General features: G+C 51.0%; 13 protein-coding genes, 1 tRNA gene and 1 riboswitch. Of the genes, 5 read left to right on the top strand and 9 right to left on the bottom strand.

The features are described from left to right. Positions 1-106: 106 nt before the first annotated feature. Both topA and CBP31_RS15625 read left to right on the top strand, forming a co-directional pair. Positions 107-2,737 carry a type I DNA topoisomerase gene (topA, locus tag CBP31_RS01710; protein WP_087034590.1) on the top strand — a complete coding sequence of 877 codons (2,631 nt, stop codon included), beginning with the start codon at positions 107-109 and terminating at the stop codon, positions 2,735-2,737. A gap of 135 nt (positions 2,738-2,872) precedes the next feature. Then, complete coding sequence (locus tag CBP31_RS15625) at positions 2,873-3,049, top strand: hypothetical protein (protein ID WP_169712985.1); 177 nt, start codon at positions 2,873-2,875, stop codon at positions 3,047-3,049. 95 nt (positions 3,050-3,144) lie between these two features. On the opposite strand, the gene lysC is transcribed toward CBP31_RS15625, so the two are convergent. Both lysC and argA read right to left on the bottom strand, forming a co-directional pair. Continuing rightward, positions 3,145-4,482 carry a lysine-sensitive aspartokinase 3 gene (gene lysC / locus CBP31_RS01705; RefSeq protein ID WP_087034589.1) on the bottom strand — a complete coding sequence of 446 codons (1,338 nt, stop codon included), beginning with the start codon at positions 4,480-4,482 and terminating at the stop codon, positions 3,145-3,147. 62 nt (positions 4,483-4,544) lie between these two features. Continuing rightward, a riboswitch (Lysine riboswitch) is annotated at positions 4,545-4,720 on the bottom strand. A 64-nt stretch (positions 4,721-4,784) separates the two neighbouring features. Next, a complete protein-coding gene (gene argA, locus CBP31_RS01700; protein ID WP_087034588.1) occupies positions 4,785-6,113 on the bottom strand; it encodes an amino-acid N-acetyltransferase in 1,329 nt (442 codons plus the stop codon). 346 nt (positions 6,114-6,459) lie between these two features. On the opposite strand from argA, the gene nhaD reads away from it, so the two are divergent. Continuing rightward, positions 6,460-7,905: a sodium:proton antiporter NhaD gene (nhaD, locus tag CBP31_RS01690; RefSeq protein ID WP_087034586.1), complete on the top strand. Its 1,446-nt coding sequence runs from the start codon at positions 6,460-6,462 to the stop codon at positions 7,903-7,905. Between the two features lie 336 nt (positions 7,906-8,241). Here the strand turns inward: nhaD and CBP31_RS01685 are convergent, their stop codons facing one another. The 3 genes from CBP31_RS01685 to CBP31_RS01675 form a co-directional block, all read right to left on the bottom strand. Further along, a complete protein-coding gene (locus CBP31_RS01685) occupies positions 8,242-10,824 on the bottom strand; it encodes a TRAP transporter permease (RefSeq protein ID WP_087034585.1) in 2,583 nt (860 codons plus the stop codon). A gap of 174 nt (positions 10,825-10,998) precedes the next feature. Continuing rightward, positions 10,999-11,967 (bottom strand): TAXI family TRAP transporter solute-binding subunit, encoded by a 969-nt coding sequence (locus CBP31_RS01680; RefSeq protein WP_087034584.1) that lies wholly within the window; start codon positions 11,965-11,967, stop codon positions 10,999-11,001. Positions 11,968-12,128: 161 nt separating this feature from the next. Beyond that, positions 12,129-13,394: a D-amino acid dehydrogenase gene (locus CBP31_RS01675; RefSeq protein WP_087034583.1), complete on the bottom strand. Its 1,266-nt coding sequence runs from the start codon at positions 13,392-13,394 to the stop codon at positions 12,129-12,131. Between the two features lie 141 nt (positions 13,395-13,535). On the opposite strand from CBP31_RS01675, the gene CBP31_RS01670 reads away from it, so the two are divergent. Further along, positions 13,536-14,465 (top strand): LysR family transcriptional regulator, encoded by a 930-nt coding sequence (locus CBP31_RS01670; protein WP_087034582.1) that lies wholly within the window; start codon positions 13,536-13,538, stop codon positions 14,463-14,465. A gap of 36 nt (positions 14,466-14,501) precedes the next feature. Here the strand turns inward: CBP31_RS01670 and CBP31_RS01665 are convergent, their stop codons facing one another. The 4 genes from CBP31_RS01665 to CBP31_RS01650 all read right to left on the bottom strand — a co-directional run bounded on the left by CBP31_RS01665 (position 14,502) and on the right by CBP31_RS01650 (position 17,494). Beyond that, the gene (locus CBP31_RS01665) at positions 14,502-14,819 is read right to left on the bottom strand and encodes a translation initiation factor (RefSeq protein WP_087034581.1); all 318 of its coding nucleotides are present in this window, start codon (positions 14,817-14,819) and stop codon (positions 14,502-14,504) included. Between the two features lie 50 nt (positions 14,820-14,869). After that, a complete protein-coding gene (gene nagA / locus CBP31_RS01660; protein ID WP_087034580.1) occupies positions 14,870-16,012 on the bottom strand; it encodes an N-acetylglucosamine-6-phosphate deacetylase in 1,143 nt (380 codons plus the stop codon). Positions 16,013-16,024: 12 nt separating this feature from the next. Further along, positions 16,025-16,819: a glucosamine-6-phosphate deaminase gene (gene nagB, locus CBP31_RS01655; protein WP_087034579.1), complete on the bottom strand. Its 795-nt coding sequence runs from the start codon at positions 16,817-16,819 to the stop codon at positions 16,025-16,027. Positions 16,820-17,418: 599 nt separating this feature from the next. Further along, positions 17,419-17,494, bottom strand: a tRNA-Asn gene (locus CBP31_RS01650). A 155-nt stretch (positions 17,495-17,649) separates the two neighbouring features. Between CBP31_RS01650 and uvrB the strand changes: the two genes are divergently transcribed. Next, positions 17,650-19,650, top strand: a complete 2,001-nt coding sequence (gene uvrB, locus CBP31_RS01645; RefSeq protein WP_087034578.1) for an excinuclease ABC subunit UvrB — start codon at positions 17,650-17,652, stop codon at positions 19,648-19,650. Positions 19,651-19,837 lie beyond the last annotated feature (187 nt).

The raw sequence follows: 19,837 nt of genomic DNA, 5'->3' as shown, positions 1-19,837 counted from the left end.
TTTCCGGGCAAGTTTGCATTTCACGGCATTTTCACTTATACAGCCGTTATCACCTTGCCGCCGGACCCCATTTTGGGGCCAGACCTGAAGGATAGAAACGCGCTTTATGAGTAAATCGCTGGTAATAGTGGAATCGCCTGCTAAGGCAAAAACCATCAACAAATATCTGGGCAAAGACTTTATCGTTAAGTCCAGTGTCGGCCACGTGCGTGACTTGCCAACCTCTGGCTCGGCGCTAGCAAAAAAAGCGCCGGCTAAAAAAGTTGATACTAAATCCTTGAGCCCCGAGCAGAAAGCCAAGTTGAAAGCGCAAAAAGACCAAAAGGCCTTGATTGCGCGCATGGGCATAGACCCGAACAACGGCTGGCAGGCAAATTATCAAATATTGCCGGGTAAAGAGAAGGTGGTCACCGAGTTACAAGCATTGGCGGAAAAAGCCGACACCATCTATCTCGCAACGGATTTGGACCGCGAAGGGGAAGCCATTGCTTGGCACCTGAAAGAGCTGATCGGCGGTGACGATTCGCGCTTTAAGCGGGTAGTATTTAACGAGATCACTAAGTCTGCGATTCAAGAAGCCTTTAGCCAGCCCTCTGAGCTCAATCAGTTTCGTGTGGACGCCCAGCAAGCCCGCCGCTTTTTAGACCGCGTGGTTGGCTACATGGTATCGCCACTGTTGTGGAAGAAAGTGGCCCGTGGCTTATCCGCAGGCCGCGTACAATCGGTAGCGGTGCGCTTACTGGTGGAAAAAGAGCGTGAAATTAAAGCCTTCGTCCCCGAAGAATATTGGGATATTCAAGCCCAGCTCAGCAACACCGAACAACTAGCGCTGTCGATGGCGGTGGCGAAATTTAAAGGTAAAGAATTTAAGCCCGATAATGAAACCGACGCCATGGCGGCGGTGGCTGCACTCAAGGCCAGTAGCTTTGAAGTGGTATCGCGTGATGATAAGCCCACCCAAAGCAAACCGTCGGCGCCCTTTATTACCTCGACCTTGCAACAGGCTGCCAGCACCCGCTTAAGCTTTGGTGTAAAACGTACCATGATGTTGGCCCAACGCTTGTATGAAGCCGGCTACATCACCTATATGCGTACCGACTCCACCAACTTAAGCCAAGAGGCGGTGGCCAGCGCCCGGGAATTTATCGAGCAGCAATACGGCACCGATTACCTGCCAGAAAATCCGGTTGTTTACAGTGCCAAGGCCAATGCTCAAGAAGCCCACGAAGCGATCCGCCCGTCCGATGTGACCATCAGTGCCGAAGAGCTCAATGGCATGGAAGCGGACGCCAAGCGCTTATACGATTTAATTTTGCGCCAATTCTTGGCCTGCCAGATGACGCCGGCTTTGTATGACAGCACTACCATTACCGTGCGCGCCGGTGATTACGACTTAAAAGCCCGTGGGCGCATCTTACGCTTTGCCGGTTGGACCAAGGTTCAAGAAGCCGCTAAAGGCCGCAAAGGTGAAGATACGGTGCTGCCAGCGGTGCAAGCAGGCGAGACCCTTAAGCTTGAGCAGCTGGATCCTAAGCAGCACTTTACCAAGCCACCCGCACGCTTTAGTGAGGCGGCACTGGTGCGCGAGCTGGAGAAGCGCGGCATCGGTCGACCTTCGACTTACGCGGCTATTATTTCCACCATTCAAGACCGTGGTTATGTGAAAGTAGAAAGCCGCCGTTTCTATGCGGAAAAAATGGGTGAGATAGTCGCCGATCGTCTGCAAGAAAGTTTTGCCGAGCTGATGAACTATGATTTCACGGCGCAAATGGAAAGTAAGCTCGATGAAATCGCTCACGGCGAGCTGAACTGGACCACAGTGCTGGACGCCTTTTACGCAGAATTTACCGAAGAGTTAGCCAACGCTGAGCGCCCAGCAGAAGAGGGCGGCATGCGTGCCAATGAAATGGTGATCACCGATATCAAGTGCCCCACTTGTGACCGAGACATGGGCATTCGTACCGCCAGCACCGGCGTGTTTTTAGGTTGCTCAGGCTATGCCTTACCGCCGAAAGAGCGCTGTAAGCAAACCATTAACTTGGTGCCCGGTGATGAGTTTGTACTGGCGAACGACGAAGAAGCCGAAACCGATGCGCTGCGTGCCAAGCACCGCTGTGAGAAGTGTGGCACCGCCATGGATGCCTACTTTATCGATGATAAGCGCAAGCTCCATGTGTGTGGCCAAAACCCCGACTGTGATGGCTATGAGCTGGAAGAAGGGCAATTTAAGCTTAAAGGCTACGACGGTCCTGTGATTGAATGCGATCGCTGTGAAGCTGAAATGCAGCTGAAAAATGGCCGCTTCGGTAAGTACATGGCCTGTACTAATGAAGAGTGTAAAAATACCCGTAAGATCTTGAAAAATGGCGACGTGGCACCGCCCAAAGAAGATCCGGTACATTTACCCGAATTACCTTGTACTCAGTCTGACGCCTATTTTGTGTTGCGCGATGGCGCGGCCGGTATCTTTATGGCGGCCAGCAACTTTCCTAAATCGCGTGAAACCCGTGCGCCCTTAGTGGAAGAGCTGGTGCAGTTTAAAGACCGACTGTCGCCTAAGTTCACTTATTTGACCGAGGCGCCCGTTAAGGATCCCGAGGGTAACAAAGCAGTCGTGCGCTATAGCCGTAAGAATAAAGAGCAGTACGTGATGACGGAAATAGAGAAAAAAGCCACCGGCTGGACCGCCCATTATATAGATGGCAAGTGGGTACAAGCTCAGAAAGGTAAGAAGTAAACTCATTAGGCCAGCGCATTGCGCTGGCCTTTTACGTTCTGCGCTGTACGTTAAACGTTATGAACACCCTGTTTTGATGTTCTGCGTAAGGCGTACCGCGTACCGCTTTTTTAGCGTCACATAAAGGGAGTGGATATGGATATTCATCAGTTAACGCCCGGCATGCTGTGTTACACCACACTGGGCTCAGGCTATGTGCTGGAAGTGGATATACCAAACCAACAGGTATTGCTGCAGCGCGAAGATGAACCGGCTCCCTTCCAAGTGCACATCAGTGAGGTGTTGGCAGAGAACCCGCACTTAAAGCGTTAAGCATCGAGTATCAGGCTCAATTATAAAAGCTCGAAGATAAAAAAGGCAGTTATCACCTGATAACTGCCTTTTTATTGGTCTCTTATTAGCCTGTGTTAAGCAGGTAGTAACTCTTGATGCAGGGTGTTGACTACCCGATCTGAGTCGGCTTCGGGTATCAAGAAACACAAGTTATGGGAGCTGGCACCGTAGCAAATCATGCGTACGTTGACATCGATTAAAGCCTTAAACACCTGACTGCTGGTGCCGCTGACTTCACTCATGCGATTACCAATTAAGGCGATCAGCGCCAAGTCGTGCTCTACCTGCAAATGACAATGCTTGTTTAGCTCTTCACGCACTTCGTCGGTTAACAGCTCGGCGCCTGAGTCTAGCGTCAGTGACACGCTGATCACCGACGTCGTGATTAAATCCACCGAGATTTTATGCTTGGCCAAGATGCCAAATACTTCGGCCAGAAAACCGTGTACCTGAAACATGCTCTGATTGGTGAGCGTCAGCAATACCTGATTGCGACGCAGAGCAATGGCGCGAAACAATGGCTGGCTGTCGGTTTCATTGCGGATCCAAGTGCCGCCGGATTCAGGCGCTCTGCTTGAACCGACAAACACCGGAATTTGCTGGCGTACTGCTGGCTGCAAGGTGGCAGGGTGCAAGACCTTAGCGCCAAAGGTCGCCATTTCAGAGGCTTCGCTAAAGCTGATTTCGCTAATCGGGCGCGCTGCTGTCACTAAGCGGGGGTCGGTCGTGTAAATACCCGGCACATCGGTCCAGATTTGTACGGCCACGGCGTTGAGGGCTTCCGCTAACAGTGCGGCGGAAAAATCACTGCCACCGCGGCCAAGCGTGGTGGTGCGGCCATCTTTGGCGGCGCCAATAAAGCCTTGTGTGACCACCAACTGATTGGCACACAGCGGCGCTAACTCTTTTTCCACTTCGGCCTGTAAATTCGCTAAATCTGGAGTAGCGCGGCTAAAGCGGTCATCGGTACGCATCACTTTTCGCACATCAAACCACACCGCAGGGGTGCCACGGCTGCGCAACAGCTCCACAAACAAGCGGGTCGACATCAGCTCACCCTGCGCCACGATTTCATCGTGCAAGGCCTTAGTGGGGCTAATAGCGGCACTGTCGGACAGCTCTTTAATGTGCACCAAGATATCTTCGATATGGCGGGTGAGCATTTCTGGTTTATCGAGGCTATTGAGGATCCCTTGCTGGATCTCGGTGAGCTGCCCTAATAAAGCCGTGCGGGCATCGGGCAGCTGTTCACCGGATGCCAAGGCTACCAGAATATTGGTCACGCCTGAGCTCGCACTCAATACTGCTAAACGAGTGTTAGGGTTTTCTTCAAGAATAAGGGCACAACGACTCATGGCCTCAGCGTCAACGACACTGGTGCCACCAAATTTAGCAACGGTTAACTGGTTCAACTGCAGCTCCTTGATAGGTGCAAATAATAAGTAATGGGAAACGGCTGCAGGGACGTGAAAGGTCACTTAGAAGCACGCCAGCCCTTGATTAGGCGACAGCCTGAAGGATTCAACCCTCAAAGCCGCGGTGCACAAGCTGTCCCTTGTGCGCCGCTCGGCGTTATCTCCCCTGGCCGAGCATTTTGGGAGTGGCAGCTCCTAGCATCGGTTACCTGAACAACGCACCTCTTCTGCCCGTAAAACGGGCCACCACATAGTTACTAGGTGATGCTTTATTGTCAATTGTTAACTGCTGAACAGACTCATATTAAGTCTTTCATCATGATTTTAGAGCGACGCTGATAATTATACAGCGCTTGCTTGCCCATCGGCAGCGCGCTTACGTCTACCGGCTCAAAGCCGCGTTCTCTAAACCAATGAATGGAGCGCGTGGTTAAAATAAACAGTCGGCTCATGCCGCGCTTTTTTGCCTGCTCTTCCACTTTATATAACAGCATGTCGCCACGGCTGCCGCGTCGGTAGTCTGGATGAATAGCCACACAGGCCATTTCGGCCATGGCTTCTTCCGGGAACGGATATAAGGCGGCACAGCCGATAATGGCGCCGTCTTTTTCGATGATAGTGAATTGGTCCACTTCCATTTCTAACTGCTCTCGAGAGCGGCGTACCAGTACGCCTTCTTCCTCGAGCGGGCGGATCAAATCCAAAATTCCGCCGATGTCGTCGATGCGCGCCTGACGAGCTTGCTCGGCACTTTGGCTGACTAGCTGGGTGCCTAAGCCATCGCGGGTAAACAACTCTTGAATAAGTGCGCCATCTTCTTTGTAGCTCACCAAGTGGCTGCGCGGCACGCCGGCACGGCAACTGGCAATGGCCGCGCGCAAATAACGCGCCGTGCCCGATAAGGTATCGCCCTCGGCCATTAAGCGCTGTAAGTGCTCTTCTGCCTGTTCCGGTAATAACTCAGGAATGGCGTTGTCGTCTTCGTCAAGCACACCGGGCTGGGAGCAAAAGCCAATTAATTTGGTGGCTTTTAGCTCAATGGCGAGTCGGCGCGCCAGCTCTTCTGAGGATAAGTTAAAGCTCTCACCGGTCACCGAAAAACCAATCGGGGAAATAAGCACGGTGGCACCATTCACCAACTGATGATTAATGGTGTCCGTATGGATACGGCGCACGCGGCCCGAGTGTTGATAGTCGACGCCATCATCAATGCCTAGCGGTTGGGCGGTCACAAAGTTGCCGGTGACTACGTTGATGCGGGCATTTTGCATGGGCGTATTAATCAGGCCCATCGACAAGCGCGCCATTATGTCCATTTGTAGGCCGCCGCAGACATCTTTGATGATGCGAAAGCTGTGCTCATCGGTGACGCGGGTGTGTTTATGAAACACATTGTCTAATTTAGCTTCGGCCAAGCCTTTATCAATTTGCGGGCGAGCACCAAACACGATCACCAATCGAATGCCAAGGCTGGTCAAGAGCGCTATATCGCTGATGATATTGGGGAAGTTATCTTGATCAATGGCTTCGCCGCCTAACATAACCACAAAGGTCGAGCCTCTATGCAAATTCACATAGGGGCTAGATTGGCGAAACGCTTTTACTAATGCTGCATCGGTATTGCGCACAGAGCATCCTTGGCTTAACAACAGGGTAAAACAGCATGGTCGTGAAAATTCATGCAAAAAACAAGGGTAATTAATTACTTTTAGGCAATAAAGCGCGGCCGGCGGCGCTAAGGTATGCCATTTTCTGGGATAGCTGGCTGGGCTTGCGTGAGAGGAGCGGCAGATGTTTGCGGGTAAGTTTGATCTGGCGCATTTTGATTTGAGAAATGCGAGCAAGCACCAAGAATGCAAGCTCTCTTGCAGGAGGCTTTATGTTAGGCTTCATCTGTAGAAAATAGCGTCAAAACACCTACGAAACTATAGCTAAAACAACAACAGCCAAAATAACAAAAAAGCGAGAACACACATGCAAAGGAAGCTGTCCTTACTCACCATCGGAGGGCTGTTAGCACTGTTCAGCACTTCGGTATCTGCGGCCGAGTTGCCGCTTGATTTAACCCACACTAACATCGGCATTTTCGCGCTCGCCGTGTTCATCTTCGCCTATATATTAGTGATGGCCGAAGAATACCTGCATCTGAGAAAGTCTAAACCGGTGTTGGTCGCGGCCGGCATTATCTGGGTCGCGATTGGCTGGACCTACATGAACAGTGGCTTTGGCGATTTGCCCAAAGAAGCGTTTCGCCATAATTTATTAGAATACGCTGAGTTGCTGTTGTTCTTACTGGTGGCCATGACCTATATCAGCGCCATGGAAGACCGTGGCCTGTTTGATGCTTTGCGCTCTTGGATGATCCGCCGTGGCTTTAGTTATAAATCCTTATTCTGGTTAACCGGTATTTTGTCCTTCTTTATCTCGCCGGTGGCGGATAACTTAACCACGGCGCTGTTGATGAGTGCTGTGGTGATCAAGGTCGCCGAAGGCGATAAGAAATTTATTAATATTTGCTGCGTGAATATCGTGATCGCGGCTAACGCCGGTGGTGCCTTTAGTCCCTTTGGCGACATCACCACCTTAATGGTCTGGCAAGCGGGCATTATTCAATTTAATGAATTCTTTATTCTGTTTATCCCAGCGGCGCTTAACTACTTAGTGCCCGCCGTGATCATGAGCTTCTTTATTGAAAATCGCTGCCCGGTGGCGGTATACGAAAAAGCGATATTAAAGCGCGGCGCGCTGCGCATCGTGTTTTTATTTTTACTGACCGTGGCCACCGCCGTGGCCTGCCAAAGCCTACTCGACTTGCCACCGGTATTGGGCATGATGACAGGCTTAGGCTATTTGCAGTTTTTTGGTTATTACTTACGTCAAACCTTGGACAGTTCGGTGGCTCGCCAAAAAGTCATGGCCGTGAAACGCGGTGACGAAGAAGCTTTGCAACGCTTAGGCAGTGTGGTGCCCTTTGATGTATTCAGTAAGGTTGCCCGTGCTGAGTGGGACACCTTATTGTTCTTCTACGGCGTGGTAATGTGTGTGGGCGGGCTTGGCTTTATGGGCTATCTGGCGCTGGGCTCAGAGTTCTTGTATGGCCAGTGGGATGCCATGTACGCCAACATTGCTATCGGGCTTATCTCAGCGGTGGTCGATAATATTCCGGTGATGTTTGCGGTATTGAGCATGGAGCCAGACATGTCTCACGGAAACTGGTTATTAGTGACCTTAGCGGCGGGTGTGGGCGGCAGCTTGTTATCGGTAGGCTCGGCGGCGGGTGTGGCCTTAATGGGCCAAGCGCGCGGCATGTATACCTTCTTTGGTCACCTTAAGTGGGCGCCGGTTATTCTGCTCGGCTATGTGGCCAGTATCTTGGCGCACCTGTGGCTTAACGCAGATAGTTTTAATATATTTGGCTAAGCCTGACTGACTAAGTTGAGTGGCGGTTCTAAATCAGCCCTGACGTTATGCGTCAGGGCTTTTTGTTTAATGTAGCCCGGCAATTTATTCGCCGGCCAGCATAGCTGGCTATTTAAGACCCAGCGCAGTAGTGTTTTGTAGTCGCCAATTTATTCGGCGGTTCTGCGTAGCAGAATGCTTTAAGCCCCAAACAATAAACCGTGGCGAAGTCCTCTTCGCCGAAGAAACGGCCACCTACAAAAGATAAAATAAACCGGTGATTTATACACCTCACACACACGTAAAAAAGCCCCAACCTTAAGTTGGGGCTTTTGATTTAGCTAAGCAGTGTGCTCATTACATAGTACTGGTTAGCGGGTGGCGCTCCTTAACCTTGGGTTGGCGGCGGCGCTGTAGCCACACGACTAATGCCAGAACCAAGAAGCCCGGGATCCACATCAGCTCTTTTAGCCAGCGCTCGGTGGGCGCGCGAACCAGCACAATTTGCTGATCAAAGTCTAAGCCCGCATCGGCCGCTGGACTGGCGAACGAGACGCTGTCGATTAAGACTTTGCCGTCTTGCTCATAAAGCATTAGGCCCAGCTTTTCGAGTCGCTCGGCACCGGTGTCACCCGAAGGTACCGGTAACAGCACGCTGAACTCCTTAATATCACCGACCGCATCTTGCCCTTGAATACGCAGGCGCATTTTACTGTCAGCTTGCAGGTCAGCCAGTGTCTGCTCAAATTGCGCTGGCGGCACTTCTCGATAAGGGTCGTGGACCATGTCCATCCAAAACCCCGGGCGGAATAACGTAAAGGCCACCAGTAATAACAACACACCTTCATACCAGCGGCTGCGCACCAAGAAATAGCCTTGGGTACCTGCGGCAAAGATCAGCATGGCAGCGGTGGCGATAATAAACACTAGTACTCCATGCCAAAAACTCACGTCAATCAACAGCAAGTCGGTATTAAAGATAAACAAGAACGGCAGGGCGGCGGTACGCAGGCTGTAATAAAAGGCCGTGATACCGGTTTTAATCGGGTCGCCTTTTGAAACTGCGGCGGCGGCAAAGGAAGCCAAGCCTACCGGCGGGGTGACGTCCGCCATAATGCCGAAGTAAAACACAAACATATGCACGGCAATCAGCGGTACTATCAGGCCATTTTGCTGACCCAAGGTGACCACCACTGGCGCCAGCAAGCTGGACACCACGATATAGTTGGCGGTGGTGGGTAAGCCCATGCCCAATACCAAGCTAAATACGGCGACCAGTAACAGCATTAACAGCAGGTTGCCCATGGACAACAGTTCGACCAAGTCCGCTAATACCAAGCCCACACCGGTTTGCGAGACGGCGCCCACAATTAACCCCGCGGCGGCCGTAGCAATGCCGATACCAATCATGTTACGTGCACCGGCAAGGAGTGCTTCGCGTAAATCCACCAAGCCATCCATAAAGTTGCCGTCATTATGGTTACTGTCGCGGCGCATCAAGCTCAGCAGTGGGCGCTGGGTGAGTAAGATAATCACCAGCATCATGCTGCCCCAAAAAGCCGATAAGCCTGGGGATAGGCGCTCCACCATCAAGCACCACACCAAGACCACAACCGGTAATAAAAAGTGCAAGCCAGATAACAGCACGGCACGGGTTTCTGGAAGAGTGTCTAAGGTGGAATTCGGATCTTCTGGCGGCAAAGGCGCCACACTGGCGGCCACTTTTAATAGCCCCAAATAGGCGATGGCCAATAAGATGCCGACGCCAGGCAATACATGTTGCCCCAGCACGGGTTTAAGCCAGCCTAAGCCATAATAAACGGCTAACGACAGGCCGCTGATCAAGGCGGCACCAAAGGCAAAGCCGGTTAAGCGGCGCAACCAAGGTTTAGGTACGCGACCACCTATGGGTTGTAAGCCGAGCTTCATCGATTCTAAATGCACAATATAAAGCAGGGCAATATAAGAGATGGTAGCGGGCAAGAAGGCGTGTTTGATGATATCCACATAGGGCATACCAATGTATTCCACCATCAAGAAGGCGGCAGCACCCATCACCGGCGGCATAATTTGGCCATTCACCGAGGAAGCGACTTCGATCGCGCCGGCTTTTTCTGCCGAAAAACCGGTGCGCTTCATCATAGGGATTGTAAAAGTGCCTGTGGTAACCACGTTGGCAATGGAGGAGCCGGAGATCATGCCGGTTAACCCCGACGCCACGACCGCTGCTTTGGCAGGGCCGCCACGCATATGACCCAATAAGCTAAAAGCCAGCTGAATAAAGTAATGGCCGGCTCCGGCGCGTTCTAACAGGGCGCCAAATAACACGAATAAAAATACAAAACTGGTCGACACACCCAGCGCGATACCAAATACACCCTCGGTGGTGATCCACTGATGGTTGGCCAGCGCACTAAAGGTCACGCCTCTGTGGGCCAACAGGCTCGGCATATAAGGGCCGGCTAAACTGTAAGCTAAAAATATCAGCGCAATAATGGCTAATGGCGGACCCAGCGCTCGGCGGGTGGCTTCTAATAATAGAACTATGCCCACACAAGAGGTCACTAAATCGGCGGTAGTTAAGGTACCGGGTCGTTGGGATAATTCTTGATAAAAGATAAACAAGTAAGCGGCACTGGCCGCAGCAATCAGGCCAAGAGCAATATCGAGGAATGGCACTCTATCGCGCGGAGAAGATTTAAGCGCAGGAAAGACTAAAAACGTCAGTAGTAGGGCAAACGCCAAGTGGATGGAACGCTGTTCGGTACTGTTAAAAATGCCAACGCCGACGATAAACGGCAGCGGTGAGGCAATCCATAACTGGAACAGAGACCAGAGTAAGGCGAGTCCGGCACTCACTTTAGCCATCAGGCCTTTGGGCGAGCGGGCACCCACATCTTGGGCGATCAGCTCCTCTACGGACAATTGTTTTTCTGACATAGGTTTTTACCTATTTGAATTGGGCTATAGAGAAGAGCAAACCTCTGCTTAATCATTCAGCAGAGGTTTGACTTAAGGTAAGAATACGTCACTTAAGGCCTTAGCCTAGTACGTTTATCTTATTATGTGACAAAAGCCCACCCAGTGCTGGGCGGGCTTTTAGTAGTGCTGAGTTTATAACCAGCCTTTCTCTTTATAATAACGCTGAGCACCTTCGTGCAGTGGCGCGGTAATACCTGCTGAAATCATGTCTTCGGCTTTCAGATCCGCAAACGCTGGGTGCAAACGTTTAAAGCGATCTAAGTTATCAAATACTGATTTCACTAACTGATACACCACTTCTGGATCTGTTTCTTCGGTGGTGGCCAACACGGCCTTGCCGCCAATAGACGGAATAGGCTTATCTACACCTGGGTAGAGGCCAGCTGGAATATCGGCACGAGTAAAGTAGCTCGCTGTTTCAAGCAACTTATCAATGCCAGGGCCCGTTACTGGGATCAGCTTGGCATCTGCCGTAGTCAGGGCTTCTTGAATGGCGCCACTGGGGTGACCTACTACATAAGTAATGGCGTCTAAGTTGTTATCACCGAGGGCTGCGGCCATTTCCGCTGGCTTTAACTCAGCTGCCAGTGAAAAGGTGCTCTTATCCCAACCATTGGCGGTCATAACTTCATCAAAGGTATCGCGGCTACCTGAGCCCGGGACGCCAATGTTGACGCGCTTACCTTTTAGGTCGTCAAAATCATTAATTTTGCTGTCGTTACGTACCACTACGGTCAGGATCTCACTTTGCAGTGAGAACACGGCGCGCAGGTTTTTAACCGGCTTCTTATCAAACGGAGCCTGACCTTCTAGCGCCTTGTATTGGTGATCCGATTGAATAAAACCAAAGTCGTAGTCTTTGTTTTGCAGCGCCACTATGTTGCTAACACTACCGGCAGAAGAAGGAGCATTACATTTAATGTCATGCTCATCGGCGCCACGGTTAAGAAAGCGACAGACCGACTGACCCGCGGTGTAATACACACCGGTTTGGCCACCTGTGCCAATGGTGACATAGCGCGCTTCGGCGCTGACTTGCGTGCTCAGTAAAAGCGCCGTCATGGCGCCCGTCACTAGCTTGATCATCGTATGATTCTCCATTCTCATTGAATCGGGGTATTTCCCAGTAACACTTACATGGCTTAAAGGTAAAAAGATCCCTTTATAATTAGCCACATATGTTAAATACGTTAATGTAAAGCCACCGTTATTGCGAATTTATTATGCTTACAGCGGGAGCAAACGCATAAAAATTACCATTGTTAGCCTTGTAACCCGATTAAAGGGATGGGGCTTGCTTCATTATTAATCAAATTTGCCAACACTTGGGCACTGCCACAAGCCAGCGTAAAGCCTAAACTGCCGTGCCCGAGATTAAGCCACAGATTCTTAATGGCACTGGCGCCAATAATAGGTGTGCCCTCAGGCGTAGCGGGTCTAAGACCTGCCCAAGGCGTGGCTTGTTGAAAGTCTCCCGCATCCGGAAAGCTGGCTTGGGCTTGTTGGCGCAATGAGGCAATACGCCCCGCATCCAGCTTGGCTTTATGATTGCCCGAATCGCCGGCGCCGATATCGACCATGGCGGCAACGCGCAGCTGCTGGTCGAGCCTGGCGTACACAATCTTGCGGTCATAATCGGTGACATTGGTGTCGGGTACTTGGCTTAAATCCGCCACTGGTAAGGTTAGGCTATAGCCCTTCAGTGGATACAAAGGCACCTTAATGCCCACACTATTCAATAGCCCTAAGCTGCCCATGCCGGCGGCTACCACCAATTGATCCACATCGAACTGCTCTGTCGCAAATTGGCCATCTGCCATTTTCAGGGCCCGCACTTGGCCTTTCTCTACCTTAATCTCAGTGATCCGCTGACCCACATGCAAGGTAAAGTGGGGATTTTGTTGTAAGCGCCTTAATAGCCGCTGACAAAAGAGTTGGCAGTCGCCCACCTCATCACCGGCTGAAAAAATACCGCCGGCTAACTGACTCGCAATATGTGCCAGCGAAGGTTCAGCGGCTACACAGGCTTTGGGATCCAATATCTGTTGCAGTGGGTCTGCTTTTATTTTGTTAGCCGCGTGGCGAAAATTGGCAGAATTACGATAAATCACCATCTTGCCGTTGGCTCGCCACGAAAAATCCGTTAAGCCGTGGTGTTGCTGCCAGTCATGTAATATCGACTGACTATAAAGGGCAAGGCGCAATAGATGAGCGCCGTTTCGCTGATTAACGCTATTTCGACACGCTAATAAAAAGCGCCAGCACCAGTGCCATTGATGCAGGCTCATGCGCGGGCGAAAGCGCAGCGGCGCATCGGTTTTAAACATCCAGCCTAAGGCTTGCAGGGGCACACCGGCATCGGCCAAGGGCGATACGTAGCGATAACTGAGCTGGCCGCCGTTGGCAAAGCTGGTGGCTTGGCCGACGTCGGATTCTTGTTCAAATAAATCGACGCTATGGCCTTTATTGATCAACGCATAGGCGGTCGTTAAACCAATCACGCCACCGCCGATAATTGCAACGCGCATAAGTGAGTCCTTAAAAAGCTGATGGCTTAAGCATAGGCATTGCGGGAAGGGGCGAATAATGAAAAAATTCACAGCAGCCATAACCTGTGGTTATGGCTTGTTTTTAAGTCAGAAGTCAAAAGTGAGTACAGAGGAGCTAAGATGCAGTTAGGCCACATCGCCTTGTTTCAGGCGGTATTACAAACCGGCAGCTTAACTGCCGCCGCCGACTTGTTGCATATCTCACAGCCGGCAGCCAGCAAGCGCTTACAACAAGCGGAGCGAGCATTAGGTTTTGCGTTATTTCATCGCGAGCGGGGCCGCTTAGTGCCCACACGCCAAGGGCTGATCCTGCAAGGGCCCACCGAGCGCTTGGCCGCCGATTTACAGCGCCTTACCCAATTGGCGTACAGCCTGCGCCCACAGCAGCAAACAGGGGTGCGCGTGATCTGTACTCCTACCTTGGCGCACAGCGTACTACCGTTATCCTTAGTGGCGTGGCGGGCCTTATATCCGGATGTGGACTGTAGCTTAGCGACAGAGCATACCCACGCTTTGTTAGCGGCTTTGGTGGCCGGGCAGGCGGATTTGGGGCTTACCTTGCAACGTATTGCACATCCCGGCTTACAGTGTGAGGTATTAGCACAAGGTCAGATGCAGGCCATAGCCCCCGCCGGCTTTTGGAGTGTGAGTGAGGCAGGCTTACCGCTGCAGTTGGCCAGCCTTGGTGGGCTGAATATGATAGGGCTGGATGATAAAGACGGTTTAGGAGCCTTGTTAGAAAGCCACTTACGCACGCTGGATCAGCCGGTAAAAATCAGCACCCGCGTGCAAACCTATCAACTGGCGCGTCATATGGTCGCGGCGGGGCAGGGCGTGGCCATCGTTGACCCCTTCACCGGCTTAGCGGGGTCGAGCGAGATCATGAAAACCAGTGAGGCCATACAAACTCGGCCACTCAGTCCGCCTTTATTGGTGACCTTATATAGCGTAACCCGTACCGATCAAACACTGACTGAGGCTCAACAGGCATTACTAAGCGAACTGCAGCGTACGGCGCAGACCCTGTTAACCGAAAATTTATTGGTTTGAACTTATGTTTGGGTAAATCCCTAGCGCGGCTTTAAGCTAGCCGCCGACTTTTTTGACCTTAAAGCCGCTTTTGAGCAAGAAAGCCTCAATTTGCGGCAGGCGATCCCCTTGAATCTCAATCACGCCTTTTTTAATGGCGCCTCCCGTGCCCAGCTGCTTTTTAAGCTGCTTGGCCAAGTCGCCCACTTGGGCGCTTGATGCGCCGTAAATACAGACTACGCCGGCACCTTTGCGACCTTTGGTTTCGCGGCGCAGACGCAATACCCCATCATCCGGAAACAAAGACTCAGCTTGATTGGCTTTGTCTGCGGGGTCTTGCCAATTAGGATCGGTACTGTAAACCAAGTTATTCACGTTTATTTCCTCATTTATTGCTCAGTTGGCTACTGAACGGCTCACCACTGTCAGTGGGTAAGCTGGCCATTCACCACTGTGTTTAATACTAACAGCTGCTCGCTAAGGATCACCAAGTTGGCCACTTTGCCCACCGCAATAGCGCCTAAGTCCTGCTCACAGCCTATGGCTTTAGCAGGGTTTAAGCTTGCCATACGCAAGGCATCATCTAAAGAAAGTCCTACGGTATTGACCAAATAGCGCACACCTTCAATCATGGTCAGCGCTGAGCCGCCCAGCGTGCCCTGTTCATCTAGGCATTGGCCGTCTTTAATGCGCACTGTCGTGCCACAAAAATCAAACTCAGTGAGCGAGGCGGGCGCACCGGCGGCGGCAGTAGCATCGGTTACTAAACATAAACGCTGGCCCAATACATTATGGGCCAAGCGAATATTAGCCTCGTGCACATGAAAACCATCAGCAATAATACCGGCGTAAATAGAGTCATTATCGTAAATAGCACCCACTACCCCCGGCGTGCGGCCGTTCGCCGTGGGCGTCATGGCGTTATACAAGTGAGTGGCAAAGCTAATACCGGCGGCAAAACCGGCCCTAGCTTGCTCAAAGCTGGCAGCAGTATGACCGATGGCTACCTTAATGCCCGCCGCCACCAATTGGTGAATATGCAGGGGCGAATGGCACTCTGGCGCCAAGGTGATTTTGGTGAGTACATCCGCTTGCTGACACAAAAAATCCAGCATGTCAGCGTCCAGTGCCCGCACTTGTGCAGCGGGGTGTATGCCCTTGCGCACCACATTGAGATAGGGGCCTTCGAGGTGTAAGCCGAGCACTTGATGAGCATGGGCGCGCATATATTCTCGAGTGACACTGAGTGCCGCCCGTATATCTGCGTCTGGGCTGGTGATCAGGGTGGGCAAATAACTGGTGGTGCCTGAGGTTAAATTCGTGCGCTGCATGTGTGCCAAAGTGGCGGTGCTAATGTCACTGTTAAACATTACCCCGCCACAACCATTAAGTTGCAGATCAATAAAGCCGGCGCACACTATGGCGCCGGCTTGAGGATATTTCACAATGCCTTCACCTAACTCAGCCTCTGGGACTAACGCCTGAATGCGACCGTTACTAATAATCACGGCATGCTGGTCTAGCCAGCATTCACCGGTGAAGATACGACAAGCTGTGAGCGCAAACATAGCTAGCTCACCTTAAGATGCAACTAAGGCAGATAAATCTGCGTGGTTAAGTTCAGGGGGCGTGCTGAGCAGTCGAGCTGCAAGTGCATCACACACGATTAAGCTGCGTTCATGGAGGCGTAAGCTCGAGATTGGCCATAAGGGATTTACTTCACCTTCTACTGCTGCCTGTAAGGCTTGGGCTTTATGCTCTCCTGTGACTAACAACATCACTTCTTCTGCATCTAACAAGGTGCCAATGCCGATGCTGAGCGCCGTGGTTGGCATTTGTGTCACGTCATTATCAAAAAATCGTGAATTATCGTGCAGCGTTTCTGCGGTAAGTTCGGTAATGCGGGTGCGCGAGTCAAACGCGGAGTGCGGTTCGTTAAACGCAATATGGCCATTGCTGCCCACGCCGCCCATAAATAAGTGGATGCCGCCAAATTGGCGAATTGCCGTTTCATATTTTTGGCATTCGGCGTCTAGATCATGCGCATTGCCATCAGGAATATGAATATGCTCAGGCAAAATATCGATATATTGAAAAAAATTGTCAAACATAAAGCTGCGATAACTTTGCGGATGATCGCTAGGCAGCCCTATGTACTCATCCATATTAAAGGTTACCACATGACGAAAACTGACTTTACCCGCCTGATGCAAGCTGATCAGCTCTTTATACGTAGCTAAAGGCGTGCTGCCGGTTGGCAAGCCGAGCACGAAAGGGCGCTCAGCTGTGGGGGCAAAAGCATTAATGCGGTCGCTAATATGATGAGCGGCCCAATGGCAGACTTGTGCGGCTTGGGTGAAGGGTATTAAACGCATGGTTGAGTTCTTATGAATAAACGAAACTGAAGACTATCATATTTCAACACTAGGTTAATAAAGTGGTGCTTAAAAATGTTTACCGTCGGCCATAGTTACGTCTTAATGATAGAAATGTTTACTTTATGGGTGATTGATAACATAAAGCACGCCAAGCTGTTAAAAGTAATACTTAACTTAACCTAATAAGACGTGAAAGACCTGATTCCACCTTTTTAGCGGCATAAAATGGCGCAGGCTTTATTTGAGCTGTCAAGCCCCTAGCTGGGGGCTAAAAAGTGAAAAGGTTATGCACAAAGTCGCGTAAGTCACAGAGGCACTGGCTTACACTGACTTATCCACTATTTCTGTGGATAAGGTTGTGGATTACCTCTGTAGATCTCAGTTAAGGCCAGTGGTGGCAGGCTTCTTAGATAAAGTGGGAGTTTTTTAACCAAAAACAAAATACTTAAAAATCAAATACTTGACAATTGGAATGGTTAAATATCGTTCGTTATCACAATGATAACAACGAAATTAGAGCAAGAGTACAAAATGTGGATTTTTGAAGGGGAACAACCGACTAACTAGTGGATAACTCTGAAAAGGCAGTGCGAATTTGGCTCCCCCTGCTGGACTTGAACCAGCGACATACGGATTAACAGTCCGGCGTTCTACCGACTGAACTAAGGGGGAATCTCACGAGGAGGCCGCAGATAATACGCAGAGTAAGATGGAGCGTCAAGGCTAAATCGAATATTTCGCCTTTCACGTGCCTAAGTAGAGTTTTTGCTTAATTTTACTGCGCTATAGGGGGTAAACTGGCTGTTAATGTGTGAGGAGAGTGAAAAATGAGCAAAGACTTTCAACTGGTCAGCCCCTATCAGCCTGCTGGCGATCAGCCAACGGCCATTGCCCAGTTGCTGGATGGGATTGAAGCTGGGCTTGCCCATCAAACTTTGCTCGGCGTTACCGGCTCAGGCAAAACCTTTACCATCGCCAATGTGATTGCCACCCTTAATAGACCCACCATGATCTTGGCGCCTAACAAAACTCTAGCGGCGCAGCTATACGGGGAAATGAAAGAGTTCTTCCCTCATAACTCGGTGGAGTATTTTGTTTCTTACTACGACTACTATCAGCCAGAAGCCTATGTGCCCACTACCGATACCTTTATCGAAAAAGACGCCTCTATTAACGATCATATAGAGCAAATGCGTTTGTCCGCCACCAAGGCGCTCATGGAGCGGCGTGATGTAATTATCGTGGCCTCGGTGTCGGCCATTTATGGTTTGGGCGATCCGCAGTCGTATTTAAGTATGATGTTGCATCTGCGGGTGGGAGATGTGCTCAATCAGCGCGATATGTTGCGCCGCTTAGCTGAGTTGCAATATAAGCGCAACGACGCGGGCTTTCAGCGCGGTACTTTTAGGGTGCGCGGTGAAGTGATTGATATTTTCCCTGCTGAGTCTGATAACCAAGCGGTACGGGTCGAGTTATTCGATGATGAGATAGAGCGTTTAAGCTTATTTGACCCCTTAACCGGCGGCGTTTCGCAAACGCTAGCACGCTTTACTATTTATCCGAAAACTCACTATGTGACGCCGCGGGAAAAGCTAATGGGTGCCATCGAACACATCAAGGTCGAGCTGCAAGAGCGCAAGACGCAATTGCTGTCGTCCAACAAGCTGGTAGAAGAGCAGCGCATCAGCCAGCGCACTCAATTTGATATCGAAATGATCCAAGAGCTGGGTTATTGCTCGGGCATTGAAAACTACTCGCGCTATCTATCTGGGCGCGGCGAGGGTGAGGCACCGCCTACCTTATTTGATTACTTGCCTGGCGATGGTCTATTGATCATCGATGAATCCCACGTAACGGTGCCGCAAATTGGCGGCATGTATAAAGGTGACCGGTCTCGTAAAGAAACCTTAGTGGAATACGGCTTTCGTCTGCCCTCGGCGCTGGACAACCGGCCGATGCGCTTTGATGAATTTGAAGCACTGATGCCACAAACCGTGTTTGTCTCAGCCACACCCAGCGCCTATGAGTTGGATAAATCCGGTGATGACGTGGCCCAGCAGGTGGTGCGCCCCACCGGTTTGTTAGATCCTGTAATAGAAGTACGCCCAGTGGCCACTCAGGTGGACGACGTATTGTCGGAAGCTCGCTTGCGCATTGCCGTGAACGAGCGGGTACTGGTGACCACCTTAACCAAGCGCATGGCCGAAGATTTATCGGAATATTTATCAGATCACGGTTTAAAAGTGCGCTATTTGCACTCAGATATCGACACCGTAGAACGGATGGAGATTATTCGCGACTTGCGCTTAGGCGTGTTTGACGTATTAGTGGGCATCAACTTATTGCGCGAAGGGCTAGATATGCCAGAAGTGTCCTTGGTGGCGATTTTGGATGCGGATAAAGAAGGTTTCTTACGCTCGGAGCGCTCCTTGATTCAGACCATAGGCCGAGCGGCCCGTAACCTAAACGGTAAGGCTATTCTATATGGCGATAGAATTACTCGCTCTATGGGGGCGGCCATCAGTGAAACCGAGCGCCGCCGCGAGCTACAGCAAGCCTTTAACTTAGAGCACGGCATTACTCCGCGAGGTTTAACCAAAGCGGTAACCGACGTGCTGGATTTAGACGGCACCAAGCGTATTGGCTCTAAGCGCGCTAAAGACCAGAGTCTTATGCCCGAACATTTGCCTACCGCCAAAGAGCTGGATAAACAGATCACCGAGCTGGAAAAAGTCATGGTCACTCACGCGCAAAACCTGGAGTTTGAACAAGCCGCCGCCACTCGCGACCGCATTCACGCCCTGCGCGATCAGTTGATCCGCAGCTAAAAGCAAATAAAACGTCGAGCACGCAACCAAAAGTTAATCACCTGCTTTTGTTGGCTTCGTGTCTTTTGCCGTCTTCCTGACGAAAATCAGGATCTGCTTTTAGGTTTTAATGTTTCCTGATTACGTATGACTCTCAGCCATGATGTGCGCTGTTTTGGTTTGTTCTTTGTAGCTGCCCCGTCTCTTT

This window comes from Oceanisphaera profunda, from assembly GCF_002157895.1.
Classification (GTDB): Bacteria; Pseudomonadota; Gammaproteobacteria; order Enterobacterales; family Aeromonadaceae; genus Oceanimonas; species Oceanimonas profunda.
The sequence above is the reverse complement of the archived record's forward strand: the minus strand, read 5'-3'. Positions and strand labels throughout refer to the sequence as shown.